Raw genomic sequence first — 18913 nt, 5'->3', positions numbered from 1 at the left:
GGTTAAATTCTTTTCCGGATTTTCCGCCGCCGCTTCTTCCTGCGGGGGAAGAGCCGGTATTCGGGAGCTGTTTCCCACTCCTTTTCGGGCGTATATTCCATGAGTTCGCCCATTACGTCGGGCATCGAAACGTAATGGGTCTCGATGTACTCCTCGAACTCTTCGACCGAAGATAGTCCCGGCTGGGGCGGTTCGAGGGGCGGCAACGGCCGTAACTCTTCCGGCATGAGTGTGGACGCCTCTTGCTCCCGACCGTTGAACCACGCCTCGAAAGCGTCGGCCGCATACTCCTTTCCGAGCCGGGAGCCGTTGAACACCTGATGTGTCGTGCGGTCGATGAAGGTGACTCCGTAAATCCGCCCGGCGTCGTTTTCCCGGAAAACAGCGTCGATACCGCTCTCACGAAGTTCGGCCGTGAACTCCTCGCGGTTGCGGTCTCCGCTCCGGGCACGGTCGATTTCGCGGCGTGTGCGGTCGAGCGTTTCGGGATGTTGCCGAAGCCGTTGTTTCGAGGCGTCGAATTTTTCTTCCAGCGCCTTCCATCCGAAGAAATCGCCCAGCCGGGACGCTTTGACCGCGGCTCCCGTGCGCTGCCCGTCATCATCGAGCACGTGGTAAACGAGCCCCCGATATGGTCTGCCTCGCACGTCGCCTCGGATCTCTTCGGCTGCGACGCCAAAGCGTTCGAGCAACGTATTGAATTCCGCGAGGGACTGGAATCCGTACTGCTGTTTGAGCGTCATCACGACGTTGCGCAGCTGATGCTTCAGATCGCTCCGAAGGTAATCGACCCGGTGCAATTCTTCCGGTTCTGTTTGCACGCCGCCGTCTTCGGGCACATGCAGGCCGTACTCGTGTTCCAACTCCCTGCAAACCGCCATGGCGCGCCGCAGTTCGTTGTTGTGGTCGATCTTCCGGCCCTGCTCGTCCACCCTCACCGAGACGACGTGCATGTGTCGCCGTGCGATGTCTTCGTGCAGAAAGACGACGTAGGGCTGGCGGCCGTATCCCATACGTTCCATGAACTCGGCGGCAAGTCGCGTGAGCTGCGCTTCCGAAAGCCGGTCTTCGGGCGAGGGGTTGAGCGAGAAATGCACGACCGGTTTTCGGACACGGGGATTGAGCGCCGTGTAGTACCCGAAGGCTTCCGCACACTCCTCGATACTGAATCTGCCGTCGCTGCGTTCGGGTATTCCCTGCATGTATAATATCCGGCCATCGCCGGCTTCGACCTTAATGCGGTTATACTGAAGTACGCCGTAGACGTTGGCCCCGGAGTTTACTTTCGGCACCATTGCAGCAGCTCCTTCGTAAGTTCGACGACCGCCTTCACGAGTTGTTCCAGCCGTTGCGTTTCGAGCGTCAGACGGTAGAGATAGGCCAACGCTTTCTTATCGCCGAAGGTCGTGTGTATGGCTTTGACGCACTGGTTGTAGTTCACCCCGACAGCCCGGAACTGGGCGTAAAATCCCGTCAGCCGGACATAGAAATCGTAGGTGTTCTTGTCTCGAACGACGACCGTAAAAGGTCATCCGAAGATGCGGTGGCAGATGAAATCGGCTTTATTTTTCATTCCGGAGTGTTCGTACATGCGCAGGAAACGCTCGTTCTGCTCGCTTGTCAGGCGAACGTAATAGCGGTGTATGCGCGGATCGTCGAGGGCTTTGCGGCCCGCGGCGGAGGTCGGTTTATCGGCAGCATCCATAGGGCATCGGTGTTTTGAGGTTACGACTCGGGAGTAACCGTCCGCCGCGCCGCAGGTCGCGGCGGCACTTTCGGCGGCTCGGAATATTCCGAGCGGCTGAAAGTACCCCTTGCTATATGCAGGCGCATATAGAAATCCGGCCAAGGGCCGGATGAAGGTGCGCGCCTTCGGCGTCGCGGCGGGATTACTCTTTTCGGAGGCAAAGGTAGAGCATTTTATCTTATGTTGTATCAGACATATACCTGCCAACGGACGCCGATACGCGTCTTTGGGCGCCACCCGTTTTCGGAGCCGCCGAACGGGGGCGTTTTCTCATTTTCTTTGTGCGCGGATCAGTACTTACGAATCTACCTGCCCGCGTAGTCTCTTACTCCCGTACCTCCGTCATTACGCGGCTATGCGGATACGGATATAGATGTCTGCATAGATGCCGAAGTTCGTATGTGACAGCTTATATCCGTATCTGCCGACAAAAGTATGTGAATCCGCAAAAGCGTATGAATCGCCGAAGATACGTGAATACGCAAGTACGTATCCGCGTATCGAAACAAGTTAAATATTAATCGCTTAATTATTCTCGTATGGAACAGAACCCGTTATGCATCGCTTTCGCCTCCCAGAAAGGGGGCGTCGGCAAATCGACCCTCACAGTACTGGCCGCCTCGTGGCTGCACTACCTGCACGGCATCCGCGTCGCGGTGGTGGACTGCGACTACCCGCAGCACTCCATCCTCAAACTCTCGAACCGCGACAAGGCCGTCGTGCAATCTTCGGCGATCTACGGCAGACTCCTCGTTTCGCTCGCCGAGAACAAAGGGGTGAAACCTTATCGTATTCTCTGCTGCAAACCTTCCGAGGCGATGTCGGAATGGCGGAAATGGGCCGCCGTCGCCGAAGAACGATACGATGTCGTGCTGTTCGACCTTCCGGGAACGGTGGGCAATGAAGGCGTCCTCTCCACGATCGTCGAGTTGGACTACCTCTTTATTCCGATGAAGGCCGACCGCATTGTATTGGAAAGCACGCTCAATTTCGCCTCTGTTCTCAACGACCACCTGATTAAGACGGGACGGGCGCATCTTCGGGAGCTCTTTCTGTTCTGGAACTTGGTAGATCGCCGCGAGCGGACGCCGCTCTATGAACAGTACGAGAAAGTCCTCGATCAGTTGGGGCTGCGGCATCTGCGCACGCATATTCCCGTGCGGAGCAACTTCAACAAGGATATTCAGGAAGCGGGCGGCCCGGTGTACCGGTGTACGCTGCTGCCGCCCGACCGGGCTTTCGTCGCCGAGTGCGGTTTCGACCGCCTGATGACGGAGATCTGCGCCGTTCTGAAACTTCCGAGCCATGAGTAGCAGGAAGGCTCCCGCCCAACAGGAGATCGACGAAGAGTACCTGCGCAGCCTGATGGCGGCCCCGGAGCCGGCGGCTTCTTCGTCGGATACCGAAGTGTCGGAACAGGCGGAAACCCCGGCTTCGGAGCCGCGCGTCAGGCGTTCGGATGCGGAAGACTATGCGTCGCGGTTTCTGAAGAATACTCCTTCCGAAGCGCGGCAATGCGTCTATATCGACCGGCGGCTGCACCGCAAGATCACGACCCTCGTGGGCGTTGCGGGCAACCGGCGTTTTACGGTCGGGAACTTCATCGACAACGTATTGGAACAGCACTTCGAGCGGCACCGGACGGAAATACGGTCGCTCTGCTCCAAAGGACTCAATAAAATTCTATAAGGATGACACCCGTTATGAAAATCACAGAAGCCCTCGTCGTGCTGTTCCTCGTGCTGTTCTGCTACCTGTTTCTGGATAAGTTCCTCTTCCGGGGCGAGTTGGGCGAGATTTGCTTCGGCCCGATGCGCCGGGCGCTGGCGCGTTGGCATCGGCGGCAAGCCGACCGTCTCGACCCGCCGCGCCGCCGCAGGCGTCGGACGGCAGCCGTTACCCCTAAAGACGATGCGCTGGTCGTCACCCGGGACTACGGCGCCGGTCAGCGGACGCCAGCACGCGCCGCGTCACGCCACTCCCGGCGCAAGGGGAACAATTCAGACAAGAGCGACCATACATTTGTACCGGCAAGCGACAGCGATAAGGAACATCGCGCTGTGCAAGCGACCGTTCAGGGGTGGATACATAAGGAACCTACGGCGCTCACCGCGGAGGAAGAGAACACCCTGATGCGCGAAGCTGCGACCGAAGAGGTGATGGACATAGGATGCGAAACGACGGCCCCGCCTGCCGGGACGCAGAGTTTCTCTCCGCAGCAGTTGGATTGCATCCTCGCCTTGTGCAAGGGGCAGGCCGTGCCTGAAGAGCAGCGGCAAACCCTGGCCGGAGTGCTGCGTGACATCCGCCATACGGAAGTGCAGCGTACACTCATGGACGCCATCTCCGGCGCCAGCCCGATCATCGCCCGTTATCTGGACGATGCCGAGAAGGAAGCGGCGCAGCGTATAGCTGCCGCTCCGAAATAGATTGTTCAACTTAAAAAATGCGAAGCTATGAAAGCTCCCGGATACTACGATTCAGGCTGACGACAGGATGAGCAGCACGCATGAATCACGGGCCCAGCGCCCGGAGAGAAAATCTGAAGTCGAATTAAAAAACACAATCATCCATGAAAAGAAAACTCATTTTCAGTTCGGCATGAATCGCCGTATGACTGCTCGCCACGGTGCAGCACGCCGCAGCGCAGCAAGGCAACGGCATGGCCGGCATTCAGGAGGCTACGCAGATGGTCACGTCGTATTTCGACCCGGCGACCAAGCTGATCTACGCCATCGGCGCCGTCATCGGCCTGATCGGCGGAGTGCGGGTCTATCAGAAGTTCAGTTCGGGCGATCCGGATACGTCTAAAACCGCTGCGAGCTGGTTCGGAGCCTGTATCTTCCTGATCGTCGCCGCCACGATTCTGCGTTCGTTTTTCCTTTAGACGATGGCCGAATATCCGATCAATAAAGGCGTGGGCCGCCAGGTGGAGTTCAAGGGGCTGCGGGCGCAGTACCTCTTCCTCTTCGCCGGCGGCCTGCTCGCCGTTTTCATTCTCGTAGTCGTACTTTATATGGGCGGTGTCGATCAGGTGGCATGCCTTGTCGCGGGCGTGGGGCTGGGCGGTGCGCTTGTGGCGCTGACCTTCCGTCTGAACCGCAAGTACGGGGCTTACGGACTGATGAAGCTCCTCGCCGCACGGCGGCATCCGCGACGTATCGTCTCCCGAAAAAGTGTGGCAAGAATTCTAAACCAACATTAGAAACATGAATAACACCCTGAAAACCGAAACCCTCGAACGGAAATTTCCGATCTGAAAGGTCGAACACGATTGTATCCTCTCCAAAGACGCCAACATCACGGTGGCGTTCGAGGTTACGCTTCCGGAGTTGTTTACCGTCTCTTCGCAGGAATATGAAGCGCTGCACGGCGTATGGCTCAAAGCGGTGAAGGTGCTTCCGGACTATACCGTGGTGCACAAGCAGGATATTTTCGTTCAGGAGCAATATCGTTCCGACATCGGGAAAGACGATTTGAGTTTCTTGAGCCGGTCGTTCGAGCGGCATTTCAACGAACGTCCTTTTCTGCATCATACCTGCTACCTGTTCATTACGAAGACAACCCGTGCGCAAAGCCGTCGTCAGAGCGATTGCAGTGTGCTGTGCCGGGGTACGCTCGTCCCGAAAGAGTTACAGGACAAAGATACGACGACGCGCTTTCTGGAAGCTGTGGAGCAGTTCGCCAGCATCGTCCGCGAGAGCGGCCATATCCGGCTGCGGCGTCTCGGAGCGGACGAGATTGCCGGGACTCCCGAATCTTCGGGAATCCTCGAACGTTATCTCACGCTGTCACCGTCCGGGAAGACTCCGTTACAAGACATGCGTCTCGATCCCGACCGGATGTGGATCGGCGACAAGGCGTTGTGCCTGCATACGCTTTCCGATCTGGACGACCTCCCCGGCAGCGTTCGTACGGATGACCGCTACGAACGCCTCTCGACGGAGCGTTCCGATTGTCGGCTTTCATTCGCCGCTCCCGTAGGATTGCTGCTCTCGTGCAACCACATCTACAATCAATATGTGCGACAAGAGGTCGTGTAAGTAATTGTTTAACAATCAAATGAAGTAACAAATATCATTCAGATCAGATTAAACCTATTGTTCCGTCAATAGTAGCCTACGGTCACGTGCGTCGCTCAAAAGGCGGGGTGCGAAGCTGGCCGGACAAAGTAGCCCTTCCGCAAGGAGAAGCCCGAACCGCGAGGGAACGGCAACTGCTCTTAGCACAAAAGAGTCGGGGAGCGAGGCTGGGCGGTATGGTTAGCACAAGCGAACTGTTATAAGCGTCGTAATGTACGAACAAGCCAAAGTTGCTGAGAGGCTTGAACCAAAAGGTAACGCAGTCGGATAACCCTTTGTATTGTGGGGTTACACGGACAAAGCACTGCCGGCGCAACGGACAGAACCTAACCCGCTCATTTGTTACTTACGCGAAACTTGGTAAACCCGTATCTCTCCTGCCTTCGGGCAGGTAAGCCGACCGCAAGGAAAGCCGAATGAGGTGCGGGTATGGGAACGCAGAAAAAGCGAATGCCGTCCTGTAACGGGGCGGATAGGAGTTTCAACGTCACTCCGCCGCGAAAGCGGGCAGACTTCTGCGAGGTGACTCTTTACAAGAAACTATGTAGAACTTTCTAAAAGAAGGAATGCAAATGAACGAGATTAATTTATCGTGTGCGCCTGCTGACCGTAGGCAGTGGAACAACTGGACCGACATTGATTGGGCCGGATGCGAAGCTGCGGTTCAGAAGCTGCAAGGACGTATTGTAAAGGCTCAGAAAGAGGGTCGTCCGGGCAAGGTAAAAGCCCTGCAATGGACATTGACCCACTCGTTTTACGCCAAAGCGTTGGCGGTCAAACGAGTTACCTCTAACAAAGGTAAGAACACGGCGGGAGTGGATAAAGTTCTCTGGACTACTCCCAACGCAAAAATGGGTGCTGTCGCCGATCTGAAAAGACGTGGCTACAACCCGCAACCGTTACGAAGGGTACATATCAAGAAGAGTAACGGCAAACTCCGTCCGTTAGGAATACCCACAATGAAAGACAGGGCCATGCAGGCATTATACCTCATGGCTCTGAACCCGGTAGCAGAAACTACCGCCGACAGACACTCTTACGGCTTCCGTAGGGAAAGGTGTACGGTCGATGCGATAGTACAATGCCATACGATACTTTCAAAAGAGGTATCTCCGCAATGGATACTCGAGGGAGACATCAAAGGTTGTTTCGACCACATCAGCCACCAGTGGCTACTCGACAATATCCCTACGGATAAGGTCATGCTCTGTAAATGGCTGGAAAGTGGATTCGTATTCAACCGGCAACTGTTTCCCACCGAGGAAGGTGCGCCGCAGGGCGGTATCATATCGCCGACACTCGCGAATATGGCACTCGACGGCCTGCAAGCAATGCTTGCAGAGAATTTCAAACTGAGACGTACCAAAATGGGATATTTCAATCCTATGGTGAATCTGGTACGATATGCAGACGATTTTATAATTACCTGTTCCGACAGGGAAACACTGGAAACACTTGTCAGACCTGCAGTCAGTGAGTTTCTTCAAGCACGGGGGCTTACCCTATCAGAAGAAAAGACGAAGATTACTCATATCGACGAAGGATTTGATTTTCTGGGTTTCAATGTTAGGAAATATAAAGGTACGCTGCTTATCAAGCCGTCAAAGAAGAATGTTAAGGAATTCCTCGCCAAGATTAAAGCCATTATTCGTAAGAATCAGGCCATCAGGCAGGATAAACTTATCGGACTTCTGAACCCCGTCATAACCGGTTGGGGCAACTATTACAAGGGTTGCGTAGCCGCCAAAACCTTCAAGAACGCAGACGCACAAATCTTCTACAAACTGTGGGCGTGGGCATTACGCCGCCACCGCCACAAGGGTAAGAAGTGGGTTTACAACAGGTATTTTCTGTCGAAGAAAGGCCGGGCGTGGACATTCGGTACGATGCTGAAGAACAACGGGAAACCATTTCCGTACACACTGAAGTATCTATCCGATATTGATACGAAGACCAAGCCTATCAAAATCCGCAGCAAAGCCAACCCATTCGACCCGGAATGGCGACCATACTTTGAGATGCGTAACAGGATGAAAATGTTAAGCTCTCTCAAAGGCAAACAGGGCTTTCTCAGAATGTGGGAGAAACAAAATCAGCGTTGTCCGTTGTGCGGCGAGATAATCGACGCGGATAAAATCTGGACTATTGCGGAGTTATCCGACAAGTCCGGCAAATCCAAAATCATCGCCCATGACAGATGCAGTCGTACACTTACCCGTAAAATTAGAGCTTATGAGCCGGTTTCATAATAGAAACTTTGAGTTGCTTGAGCCGTATGATGCGAAAGTATCACGTACGGTTCTTAGAGGGGAAGGGAGCAGTAATGCTCCCGACCTACTCGACCTGTTTTTGGATAACAGCGACGAGAACCTCAGGCAGTTCGAACGTACGGCCCGTAACATGCAGTCGCTCGCGCAGTATAGTCGTTCGAATCAGATCAACAAGGAATGGGTGCGATACGTCGCTGTGTAAGTAATTGTTAAACTTAGATTTAACCCGTTGTTTCGTCAACGGTAGCCTATGGACAGATGCACCAATAGTAATATACTGTATCAAAGCTGTCCAGACAAGGTAGCCCTTCCGAAAGGAGCAGTCAGAACCGTGAGGGAAAGACAATGGCTGTTAGTATCATACAGTCAGGGAGCTTGGCTTGGGTGGTATGGTTAGCGTAAGCGAACTGTCGTCTAAACGTCGTAAGGTTGAAGAAGCCAAAGATACTGATAGGCTTCAGCCCAAAAGGGAAGCAGTCGGTTATTCCTCTCCATTCTGGGAATACACGAACAGAGTACTGCCGGTGTAATAGACAGAACCTAACCCACTTATAAGTTACTTGCACGGAACGTAGTAAGCCCGTATTTCTCCTGCCAATGACAGGTAAGCAGACCGTAAGGAATGCCGAATGGAGTGCGGGTATAGGATTGCAGAAAAAGCGAATGCCACCCTGTAATGGGGTGAATAGGGATTGAAACATCATCCCGCTGCGAAAGCAGGCTGACTTCTGCGGTAGGTGATTCTTTACAAGAAACTTTTAGAACTTTTAAAAGGAGAAAAGCAAATGAACGAAATTAAAAAATCGTGTGCATCGACTGACCAAACGCAGAGCAAATGGGACAGTATAAATTGGCTCAAATGCGAAGCTGCGGTTCAAAAGCTACAAGCGCGTATTGTAAAGGCTCAAAAAGAGGGTCGCCACAACAAGGTCAAAGCCTTGCAGTGGACACTGACCCACTCGTTTTACGCTAAAGCATTAGCGGTAAGACGTGTAACTTCCAATAATGGGAGTAAAACGGCTGGCGTCGATATGGTAACATGGAAAACGCCAGATGCTAAAGTGTGTGCAATAACCGAACTGAAAAGGAGAGGTTATACACCCCAACCTCTGAGACGAGTACATATCAGAAAGAGTAACGGGAAATTAAGACCATTGGGTATACCAACTATGAAAGACCGGGCTATGCAGGCATTGTATCTGATGGCACTGGCTCCCGTAGCTGAAACAACGGCTGATGCCAATTCTTATGGTTTCAGAAAAGAAAGGAGCACGGCAGATGCCGTTCAACAATGCTTCAATGACCTGGCAAGGACGACATCCCCACAATGGATCTTAGAAGGTGATATCAAAGGTTGTTTCGACCATATCAGTCATGAATGGTTGCTTGACAATATCCCTATGGATAAAGTTTTGCTCCGTAAATGGTTGAAAAGTGGATTTATTTTCAACAAGCAACTTTTTCCGACAGAGGAGGGAACTCCTCAAGGCGGCATCATCTCCCCAACTCTTGCAAATATGACTTTGGACGGACTGGAAAAACTGCTTGCCGATAGCTTTCCGATAAACCGCTCGAAGAAAAATTACTATACTCCTATGATAAATCTTGTTCGCTACGCGGATGATTTTATTATCACAGGAGAGAGTAAGGAGTTGTTGGAGAACCATGTTAAACCATTAGTCATTGAGTTTCTTCAAGCAAGAGGGCTTACCTTATCAGAAGAAAAGACTAAGATAACTCATATAGAAGAAGGGTTTGATTTTCTTGGGTTCAATATCAGAAAATATAAAGGCAAGTTTATCACAAAACCATCCAAGAAGAGTCGAAAGAGATTTTTAGATAAGGTTCGTGAAATAGTGGACAAGAACAAGTCTTCTAAGCAACAATCTTTGATACGATTGCTAAACCCAGTCATTAGAGGATGGGCGAACTACTACAAGGGGTGTTCTGCATCGGAAACTTTCCGTAAAACAGATGCACAAATTTTCAACAAACTATGGCGATGGTCTCGCAGAAGACATCCCAAAAAAGGTAAACGATGGATTGCCAACAAGTATTATCACACTGTAAGAGGTAGAAGCTGGACTTTTGCCGTACCGCTTGAAAACAGGAAAGTGGATAAATACCACACTCTTGTGAGATTGTCGGATACGAAAATAAAGCGACATATCAAAATCCGCAGTGAGGCCAACCCATATGATGCCGATTGGAAAGATTTCTTCGATCAATACAAGACCCGAAGAATGCTTGCACACTTAGACGGCAAGCAATATATCTATCGCCTGTGGAATCAGCAAATGCAATGTTGCCCTGTGTGTGGCAAGCACATCACACGGGAAACTCCCTGGAAAATTACTGAAATGACAGGGAGCAGTAGAAAGGCGAAAGTCCTAATACATGATCATTGCAGCCGAATTACTAACAGAAATAAATGGAAGTTACTATGAGCCGGCTTTTAGTTACAAATAAAAGTTTTGAATTGCTTGAGCCGTATGAGGGGAAACTCTCACGTACGGTTCTTAGAGGGGAAAGCTCCCGTAAGGGGGCTGACCTACTCGACATCGACGATTACCTCAATGAGGCGCACTCCTTCTCTCTGACCTCGATACGCGCCCATTTCAATGTCATGGCATGGGGCGAAGGGAGCGAGGAATTGAAGCAGATCCGTAACGATGTAGGGGCGCAGCTGGCACTTATGGGGTGCACGCCGCGTCATAATACCGTGGATGTTCCGACGCTTTTCTGGGCGGCAATCCCCGGCAACGAAGGGGATTTTCCCGCCGAAGAAAGTTTCTATACGTTTCTCGAACAGGGCTTGTGTCTGTTTAACGAAGAGACGAACTATCGCTCATCTTTGTCGCCTTTCGGCATTAAGATGGCGGATCGGGTGAGCGGTATCCCCATTCACCTCGACATCTCCGACTACCCGATGAAAAAAGGATGGATAAGCAACCGGAACCGTGTGGTCATCGGGCCTTCAGGGGGAGGCAAAAGTTTTATCCTCAATCATATATGCAGGCAATATTATGAACAGGGCGCACATATCGTGATTGTCGATACGGGAAACTCCTATCAAGGATTGTGCTCGCTTATCCGGCAGAAAACCAAAGGTCGGGATGGAATATATTTCACCTATCAGGAGGATGCCCCCGTTGCCTTCAACCCCTTCTTTGTCGAAGACGGAGTGTACGACGTCGAGAAGCGCGAATCGCTCAAGGCGCTGTTGCTGACTTTGTGGAAGCGCGAATCCGAGGAACCGACACGTGCGGAAGAGGTGGCCTTGTCGAATGCCGTGAACCTATACCTCTCGCAACTCAAGACCGGCACTGCGGTCACACCTTCGTTCAACACCTTCTACGAGTTCGTCGCAACGGATTACCGCTGTCTGTTGGAAAAAAAGCGCGTCCGGGAAAAGGATTTCGATATTGAAAATTTTCTGAACGTTCTCGAACCTTACTATCGTGGCGGGGAGTACGACTACCTCTTGAACTCTGACAAGCAGTTGGACTTGTTGGATAAGCGATTCATCGTCTTCGAACTGGATAATATCAGCGAAAACAAAGTCCTTTATCCTGTCATTACACTGATTATCATGGAGACCTTCCTTACAAAGATGCGGCGGCTGAAGGGTATTCGCAAAGTTTTACTGCTCGAAGAAGCATGGAAAGCTATCGCCAAGGCGGGCATGGCGGGATTTATCAAGTATTTGTGTGCGCCCGTACAAGCTGCTTAGTAAATATCCCACTGGCAAGGGATTAGGTAAGTGTTCTTTGAAAAACCTATCATCACCCGACTTATCCGAAAGGGAAACCGGACGGGGAGTGTAGCATGTCGGGAACGTCGTAAGTCAGTCAGTTACCAGACTGCCACTGAACGGCAAGATGAAACGATGGATATGAGGATGAAAACCGAATTGTTTGAACGACAGTCCGAGCTGCTCTACTTGAAGGCTATGACGTAAGGTAACTGAAATCGTCATACTGCGGTACTGCTCCGGTGTATAGGTACGGACGCAAGCAAGAACTTGCCGCAGAGCAACCATGATAAATGGTAAAGGACGGAAATCGCATCCGACAATCCATCATGCCAACAGTTACTAAGTAAGTAAACGGGGATTACCTAAACCGGAACGCCGTAAGGCTATGAGGTGCAGACCTCTGAATATCCGGCACGGTAACGGAGCCTCCGTAGTAGTCCGGGCAGGGTAACGCCCTGCACATGGCGAAGGGAGGCAGCTAATTTTCTTTAATACAATTTAATGGATAATGTGAGAGACATTATGAGAAGTCCGGAAAGAGTATTAAACAGTCTGAACGAACACAGTAAGGATTCGAGCTACAAGTTCGAACGCCTTTACCGGATTCTGTTCAACGAAGAGTTGTTCTATGTTGCCTACCAAAAGATCGCATCGAACGGAGGCAGTACGACCAAAGGCTCCGACGGTCGCAGTATCGACGAGATGAGCCTTGCCCGGATCGAAACGCTGATAGCCTCGTTGAAAGACGAAAGTTATCAGCCTCACCCGTCGCGGAGGGTGCATATCCCGAAGAAAAACGGGAAAACGCGCCCTCTGGGAATACCGGCTTTTGAAGACAAGCTGGTGCAGGAGGTAGTCCGCATGATTCTGGAAGCCATTTACGAGGGACATTTTGAGACCACCTCGCACGGTTTCCGACCTAAACGGAGCTGTCACACTGCATTACTTCATATTCAAAAGACGTTCAGCGGGGCGAAATGGTTTATCGAGGGCGACATCAAAGGGTTCTTCGACAACATTGACCATGATGTACTTGTCGGAATCCTGCGGGAGCGCATTTCAGATGACCGTTTTATCCGTCTGATACGGAAATTCCTGAAAGCGGGATACGTCGAGGATTGGACGTTTCACAACACTTACAGCGGAATGCCGCAGGGAGGTATCGTCAGCCCGATTCTGGCGAATATATACCTCGATAAATTAGACAAGTACGTGAAAGAGTATATCCGACATTTCGACATGGGAACCAAACGCAGGCCGGGCAAAGAGAGCAACGATTTGGCCAATGAACGAAAACGGACTGTGCGGAAACTGAAAAAGATAAAAGACGGGACTGAGAAGGCGGCTTTGGTCGCAAGACTCAAAGCCATCGAACAGGAACGTGCAGCATTTCCAAGCGGAGATGAAATGGACGGAAGTTACCGCAGGCTCAAATACATCCGTTACGCCGACGATTTTATTCTGGGTGTAATCGGTAGCAAAGAGGATGCACTGCGGATAAAGGAGGATATTAAATCATTCCTATCCGAAAGCCTCGCCCTCGAACTGTCCGAAGAAAAGACGCTGATAACCCATACGGGTAAATCGGCGAAATTTCTCGGATATGAGATTACGGTAACACGGAACAATCATCAACGACGGGATGTGCAAGGACGTCTGCGACGCACCTACGGCAAGCGTGTCCGGCTGAATGTCAGCATGGCAACGCTGCGGGACAAACTTCTGGAATACGGAGCTATGGAAATCAAGCTCCGCAACGGGAAAGAGATTTGGAAACCCAAATGCCGTTCAGGATTGATATTCAACGACGATCTTGAAATCCTCGACCGATACAATCGGGAAACAGTGGGATTTTGCAACTATTACCTGATCGCCAACAACTGCGTCGTACTGCACAACTTCAGATATATCATGGAGTACAGCATGTATAAAACATTTGCGGGCAAATATAGGAGCACGGTACGAAAAATCAACAAAAAGTACCGTCTCAACAAACTGTTCACCGTAAAGTACGAGCAGAAAGGGGTAATCAAGTCCCGAACCTTTTACAAGACAAGTTTCAAACGCCGGACAACGGCGTTCAACGGAAGCTGCGACATCGAACCGTACTCTATCGCAGACGCGAGCCGAACCAATTTGACAGACAGGCTCAAAGCGGAAAAATGCGAATTGTGTGGGGCAACGGGCAAGCTGATTATGCACCATGTCCGCAACCTCAAAGACCTGAAAGAGAAAGAGAGTTGGAAACGGCTCATGTCAGCCCGAAAACGCAAGACCATTGCGTTGTGTCCGAGTTGCCACAGGCTGCGGCATCTGGGAAAAGTTTAGACTGAAAAAAAAAATTAGTGGAGAGCCGGATACGCCGAGAGGTGTAAGTCCGGTTCGGGGGCGAGTTCTTGGAAACCTGCCGTAGAAATACGGTAAGGCGCCGGGTGCTTAGCCTACATAAAACCTGCCGCAAGTATTTCGGCGAGTGTATGTGCGTAACGCAGGAGTTGGACGACCTGCTGTCGTCGCCCGTCCTCAAGGAGAGCGTCATCGCCAACTGCGACTGCCGCATCCTTTTGGACATGCGTAAGTATGCTAACAAGTTCGACGAGATTCAGGAGTTGTTGGGATTGAGTGATAAAGAACGCAATCAGGTGTTGTCGATCAATCGGGCCAATGACCCCAAGCGCCGCTACAAAGAGGTGTGGATCGGACTCGGAGGCGTGCACTCTGCTGTCTATGCTACCGAAACGAGTCTTGAGGAATACCTCTGCTATACCACCGAAGAGACTGAAAAACTGGAGTTGCAACGTCTCACGGAGAAGCTCGGCGGCAATATCGAGCTGGCCATACGCCAGTTAGCCGAGCGAAAACGCAATGAAGATCATTAACCTAAAATCCGAAAATCATGTTCATATCCAAAAAAGAACTCGCCGCGCGAGACGAACGGCTGCGCCGGGCGCAGGAAGAGATCGAGTCGCTGAAACAGACCGTCCGGGAGTTGCAATCCGAGGTTGCCGACGACCGTATCTGCGGCTGCTGAAAGAACGAATACGGAGAGCGGATCACGATCCGCAAAACGGCTCCGGGATATGCCGCGACGCTTTTCTGCGGCGAGCGTCCCGTGCGGGACATGGTCATTCTCAAACGCGATGACGGTCTGTGGCTCCATGTCTTGTACGGGCAAACCGGCGGATGCGTCATTCATCACACGACCAACGATATTCTGCATATCGGATGTTTCGGGCTTTTCGTCCGCGACGACCGGCCGCAGCGTATAGGGACGGAAGTAATCCTTCAGGCTCCGGTGCGATGGGACGGCGAATAGGCTTCGGCCTGCTGGCAGCGATGCTGCTGGCAGGCCATCCGCTTCGGGCGCAGTGGGTCGTGAGCGACCCTTCGAATTTGGCGCAGGGTATCGTGAATTCCACCAGACAGGTCGTCGAAGCGTCCCGGAACGGAAGTACGCTGCTTCAGAGTTTTCAGCAGACGGTAAAGATTTACGAGCAGTCAAAGAAATATTACGATGCGCTGAGGTCGGTGCATAACCTCGTCAAAAGCGCCCGTCGCGTGCAGCAGACGATGCTGCTCGTGGGAGACATCTCCGATATATACATCTCGAACTTCCGGTCGATGCTCGACGATACGAACTACTCGGCCGAGGAACTCACGGCAATGGCCGCAGGCTATACGAAGCTGCTGTCGGCGAGTGCCGACCTGCTGAACGACCTGAAGCAGATCATCACTCCGTCGGGGCTTTCGATGACCGACAAGGAGCGGCTGGATATTATCGACAGGATCTATTACGAGATGCTCGAATACCGCAATCTTACGGAATACTATACGCGCAAGAATATCTCCGTGTCGTTCCTGCGCAGCCGTCAGCGCGGGGATTCGGAGCGTGTGCGGGCCTTGTACGGCGGCCATAACGACAGATATTGGTAACCTATGACGATGCCGTTAGCCGTAGAGTGGACGAACCTGCATCAGATTCTCCGCTCGTTGTACGCCGATATGTTGCCGTTGTGCAGCGATATGATGGGCATTGCCAAAGGACTCGCCGGGCTGGGCGCCCTGTTTTTCATCGCATACCGGGTCTGGAAATCCCTCGCCGCCGCGGAGCCGATCGAGGTATTCCCGCTACTGCGGCCCTTTGTGCTGGGGCTGTGCATCATGGCCTTCCCGACCCTCGTATTGGGGCCTTTGAACGGTCTGCTGTCACCTATCAGCAATGCCACATCGCATTTGGTCGATCGACAGGCGTTCGATCTGGAGAAATACCAGACACAGAAGGATGAATTGCAGCGTCAGGCGATGCTCCGCGATCCGGAGAAAGCCTATCTTATCAGTAATGAAGAGTTCGACAAACGGCTTGACGAATTGGGCTGGAAGCCTAAAGACCTCATGGCGATTGCCGGGATGTATGCCGAGCGAGCCGGGTATCAATTCGGTCAGAAAGTCCGTGAGGCATTCCGGACGTTTCTGGAAACGCTCTTCCAGGCGGCATCGCTGACCATCGACACCGTGCGGACGTTTTTCCTGATCGTTCTGGCGTTGCTGGGGCCCGTGGCCTTCGCCTTCTCCGTGTACGACGGCTTTCACAATACGCTGGCGTCTTGGCTGGCACGCTATATCTGCATCTATTTGTGGCTGCCCGTCAGCGACCTGTTCGGTGCGATCCTTTCGCGCATCCAGATTCTAATGCTCCAGCAGGACATCGAACGACTGCAAGACCCGACGTTCATACCCGACGGAAGCAATACGGTCTATTGCATTTTTATGATTATCGGAATCGTCGGATATTTCTGCGTGCCGACCGTTGCGTCGTGGATCATTCAGGCCGGAGGCGCCGGAAGTTACGGCGATAAAGTCGCAGGCGCAGGACGTGCCGTGGCGATGGGCGCTGCCGGAGTCGCCGGAGCGGCGGTCGGAAATGTCGGAGGCCGTATAAAAGGGGCTTTGAAGAAACGATAAAACGTAATAAAATATGGAATTCAAAACATTGAAGAATATAGAATCGTCCTTTCGCCACCTGCGGCTCTTCTGCAAGCTCTTTCTGGGAGCCTGCACGCTGATCTCGGTGGCGGCAGTGTGGACATCCTACCGCTTCGCGGAAGCCCAGCGGCAGAAGATCTACGTACTCGATCAGGGCAAGTCGCTGATATTGGCCCTCTCGCAGGATATGGCCCAGAACCGTCCCGTCGAAGCCCGCGAACACGTGCGGCGCTTCCACGAGCTCTTCTTCACCCTCTCTCCCGACCGCGAGGCCATCGAAGGCAATGTCCGCAGGGCACTGTACCTTGCGGACGGAAGCGCCATCGCCTATTACCAGAGCCTCGCAGAGAAGGGATATTTCAACCGCATCATCGCCTCGAACGTATCGCAGAATGTCGTCGTGGACAGCATCCGATGCGATTTCGACTGCTATCCTTATGCCGTGGAGACCTTCGCACGGCAGAAGATCGTCCGTGAAAGCAACGTCACGGAGCGGACGCTCGTCACGACATGCCGCCTGCGAAATGCCGTACGCTCGGACAACAACCCGCAGGGATTCCTGATCGAAGATCTGCGTATTCTCGAAAACAAAGACCTCGGAAGTTATGAGCGCTAAAGATTTACAGACGCGGGCCGAAGCGTGGCTGAAGGCCCGCATGAAACGTCTTACGCCGCGCCAGCGGCTCGGGCTGGTTACTGTGCTGCTGCTCGTCTATGCGGCGGTCGCCCTGATGATTCTGTTCGGTGGAATGCGGAGTCGGGAGACGTCGATTCCCGCCGTCGAACACCTCCGGCAGCCACTACTGCCGGAAAGGAGCCTGTTACCTCTAAACACGAGTAAAGATGACACGCAGGAGCGATAACGGAGCAGTTGAAAAACTGTCGCAACTTCTCACGCCGCAGCGCCTCCGGCAACTTAAGTTCGTAGGTGTCGTGACGGTGATGACACTGCTGTGCGGCATTTTCCTATGGTACCTGTTCGCCCCGAAACCGGCTCCGCAGCAGGCGGGAACGGGCGGATACAATGTTACGATTCCGGAAGCGACGGTAAAGCCGGCGGAAACGGACAAACGCAAGGTCTACGAACAGGAGCAGTACGAGCAGCAGCGGCGCGAGAAACTACAATCGTTGGGTGATGTTATGGACGACCGCTTGCCTGTGACCGGGGAAATGGCGGATGCTACAGTTCCGGCAGCACCGACGGCGATCGACGAATCGGATGCTGCCTACCGGAGGATATCGGGTGAAATGGCGGCTTTCTACACCCCGGCCCCTTCTTGCGGCAATACCGAGGTCGAAGCACTGAAAGAGCAGGTCGCGGCCCTGCAATCCCAGCTCGATGCCGAGCGGCAGCAGCCCGACCCTCTGGAACTGGCCGAGGAGCAATACAAGCTCGCACGGAAGTATCTCGGCGGCGGAACGGCCGCGGACGAAGAGGCCGGGCCGACGAAGCAGCGAAGGGATTCGCGTCTGTCCGTCATGCAGCCCGTTCGGGAGGGTGAGGTCGAAGCCTCGACACTCGATCCGCGGGCGGATTTCACCGTCGAACGTAACTTGGGATTTCTCACGGCAGCAGGTGATGTCGCGCATGCCGACATTCCGACTGTCAGGGCTTGTGTCGCTCAGACGCAAATCATACGTGCCGGAAGCACCGTACAGCTGCGGCTGCTGGAAGCCGTGCGCATCGACGATACGGTGATTCCCCGCAACACCCCGTTATACGGTCTTGCGACGATCTCCGGGATGCGGCTGCAAGTCATGGTGTCGTCCGTCGAATACGGCGGGCGGATCTTCGCTGTCGAAGCCGCGGCTTACGACCTCGACGGCCAGCCGGGGCTCAACGTCCCGAACTCCCGCGAGCGGACGGCCCTCAAAGAGGCGCTGGCGTCCGTCGGGCAAACCGCCGGCACGAGCGTAAACGTCACCCGTTCGGCCGGGCAGCAGGTGTTGTCCGAGCTGGCACGCGGAGGATTGCAGGCTTCGTCGCAGTATGTCGCCGGGAAGCTCCGCGAGGTGAAGATCACCCTCAAAGCCAATCATCAGTTATTATTGATTTCAAAAGAATAGAACACAC

Annotated in this window: 15 protein-coding genes and 4 pseudogenes; 16 read left to right on the top strand and 3 right to left on the bottom strand. The window is 53.1% G+C overall.

Features of this window, described 5'->3' with window-relative positions:
- Positions 1-2 precede the first annotated feature (2 nt).
- Both mobB and mobA read right to left on the bottom strand, forming a co-directional pair.
- Positions 3-1295, bottom strand: a complete 1293-nt coding sequence (gene mobB, locus NQ492_RS00795) for a conjugal transfer protein MobB (protein WP_015546607.1) — start codon at positions 1293-1295, stop codon at positions 3-5.
- A pseudogene (gene mobA / locus NQ492_RS00790) lies at positions 1280-1705 on the bottom strand (conjugal transfer protein MobA). The gene mobB and the pseudogene mobA overlap by 16 nt, the downstream one beginning before the upstream one ends.
- 581 nt (positions 1706-2286) lie before the next feature.
- On the opposite strand from mobA, the gene NQ492_RS00785 reads away from it, so the two are divergent.
- The 11 genes and pseudogenes from NQ492_RS00785 to NQ492_RS00735 form a co-directional block, all read left to right on the top strand.
- Complete coding sequence (locus NQ492_RS00785) at positions 2287-3060, top strand: ParA family protein (RefSeq protein ID WP_015546609.1); 774 nt, start codon at positions 2287-2289, stop codon at positions 3058-3060.
- Positions 3053-3436 carry a DUF3408 domain-containing protein gene (locus tag NQ492_RS00780; protein WP_015546610.1) on the top strand — a complete coding sequence of 128 codons (384 nt, stop codon included), beginning with the start codon at positions 3053-3055 and terminating at the stop codon, positions 3434-3436. Before NQ492_RS00785 ends, NQ492_RS00780 begins: the two co-directional genes overlap by 8 nt.
- Before the next feature lie 14 nt (positions 3437-3450).
- Positions 3451-4176, top strand: coding sequence for a hypothetical protein (locus NQ492_RS00775; RefSeq protein WP_015546611.1), 726 nt, complete (start codon positions 3451-3453; stop codon positions 4174-4176).
- A gap of 200 nt (positions 4177-4376) precedes the next feature.
- The gene (locus NQ492_RS00770; protein WP_019150812.1) at positions 4377-4634 is read left to right on the top strand and encodes a DUF4134 domain-containing protein; all 258 of its coding nucleotides are present in this window, start codon (positions 4377-4379) and stop codon (positions 4632-4634) included.
- A 3-nt stretch (positions 4635-4637) separates the two neighbouring features.
- Positions 4638-4952 (top strand): DUF4133 domain-containing protein, encoded by a 315-nt coding sequence (locus NQ492_RS00765; protein ID WP_015546613.1) that lies wholly within the window; start codon positions 4638-4640, stop codon positions 4950-4952.
- 4 nt (positions 4953-4956) lie between these two features.
- Positions 4957-5772: pseudogene (locus NQ492_RS00760) on the top strand (TraG family conjugative transposon ATPase); the annotation flags it as partial.
- 629 nt (positions 5773-6401) lie between these two features.
- Positions 6402-8078 carry a group II intron reverse transcriptase/maturase gene (ltrA, locus tag NQ492_RS00755; RefSeq protein WP_259873416.1) on the top strand — a complete coding sequence of 559 codons (1677 nt, stop codon included), beginning with the start codon at positions 6402-6404 and terminating at the stop codon, positions 8076-8078.
- An 806-nt stretch (positions 8079-8884) separates the two neighbouring features.
- The gene (gene ltrA, locus NQ492_RS00750; protein ID WP_004319152.1) at positions 8885-10546 is read left to right on the top strand and encodes a group II intron reverse transcriptase/maturase; all 1662 of its coding nucleotides are present in this window, start codon (positions 8885-8887) and stop codon (positions 10544-10546) included.
- A 113-nt stretch (positions 10547-10659) separates the two neighbouring features.
- Positions 10660-11823 (top strand): annotated as a pseudogene (locus tag NQ492_RS00745) (TraG family conjugative transposon ATPase); the annotation flags it as partial.
- Between the two features lie 555 nt (positions 11824-12378).
- On the top strand, positions 12379-14184 hold the full coding sequence (locus tag NQ492_RS00740; protein WP_044054582.1) for a reverse transcriptase domain-containing protein: 1806 nt from the start codon (positions 12379-12381) through the stop codon (positions 14182-14184).
- A gap of 113 nt (positions 14185-14297) precedes the next feature.
- Positions 14298-14735, top strand: a pseudogene (locus NQ492_RS00735) (TraG/VirB4 family ATPase); the annotation flags it as partial.
- Here NQ492_RS00735 and NQ492_RS00730 read toward each other — a convergent pair.
- The gene (locus NQ492_RS00730) at positions 14732-15076 is read right to left on the bottom strand and encodes a hypothetical protein (protein WP_044054581.1); all 345 of its coding nucleotides are present in this window, start codon (positions 15074-15076) and stop codon (positions 14732-14734) included. The pseudogene NQ492_RS00735 and the gene NQ492_RS00730 sit on opposite strands and share 4 nt — an antisense overlap.
- Before the next feature lie 80 nt (positions 15077-15156).
- Between NQ492_RS00730 and NQ492_RS00725 the strand changes: the two genes are divergently transcribed.
- The 5 genes from NQ492_RS00725 to traM are packed head-to-tail and all read left to right on the top strand — an operon-like array spanning position 15157 to position 18906.
- Positions 15157-15789 carry a DUF4141 domain-containing protein gene (locus tag NQ492_RS00725; protein WP_015547844.1) on the top strand — a complete coding sequence of 211 codons (633 nt, stop codon included), beginning with the start codon at positions 15157-15159 and terminating at the stop codon, positions 15787-15789.
- A 9-nt stretch (positions 15790-15798) separates the two neighbouring features.
- Positions 15799-16818 (top strand): conjugative transposon protein TraJ, encoded by a 1020-nt coding sequence (traJ, locus tag NQ492_RS00720; protein ID WP_044054869.1) that lies wholly within the window; start codon positions 15799-15801, stop codon positions 16816-16818.
- A gap of 13 nt (positions 16819-16831) precedes the next feature.
- Positions 16832-17455 carry a conjugative transposon protein TraK gene (gene traK / locus NQ492_RS00715; protein WP_015547842.1) on the top strand — a complete coding sequence of 208 codons (624 nt, stop codon included), beginning with the start codon at positions 16832-16834 and terminating at the stop codon, positions 17453-17455.
- On the top strand, positions 17445-17702 hold the full coding sequence (locus NQ492_RS00710; protein WP_015547841.1) for a hypothetical protein: 258 nt from the start codon (positions 17445-17447) through the stop codon (positions 17700-17702). The genes traK and NQ492_RS00710 overlap by 11 nt, the downstream gene beginning before the upstream one ends.
- A complete protein-coding gene (gene traM, locus NQ492_RS00705; protein WP_044054580.1) occupies positions 17683-18906 on the top strand; it encodes a conjugative transposon protein TraM in 1224 nt (407 codons plus the stop codon). Before NQ492_RS00710 ends, traM begins: the two co-directional genes overlap by 20 nt.
- The last annotated feature ends 7 nt before the right edge of the window (positions 18907-18913 follow it).

This window comes from Alistipes shahii WAL 8301, from assembly GCF_025145845.1.
Lineage (GTDB): Bacteria > Bacteroidota > Bacteroidia > Bacteroidales > Rikenellaceae > Alistipes > Alistipes shahii.
This window is presented reverse-complemented; position numbering and strand designations above follow the sequence as displayed.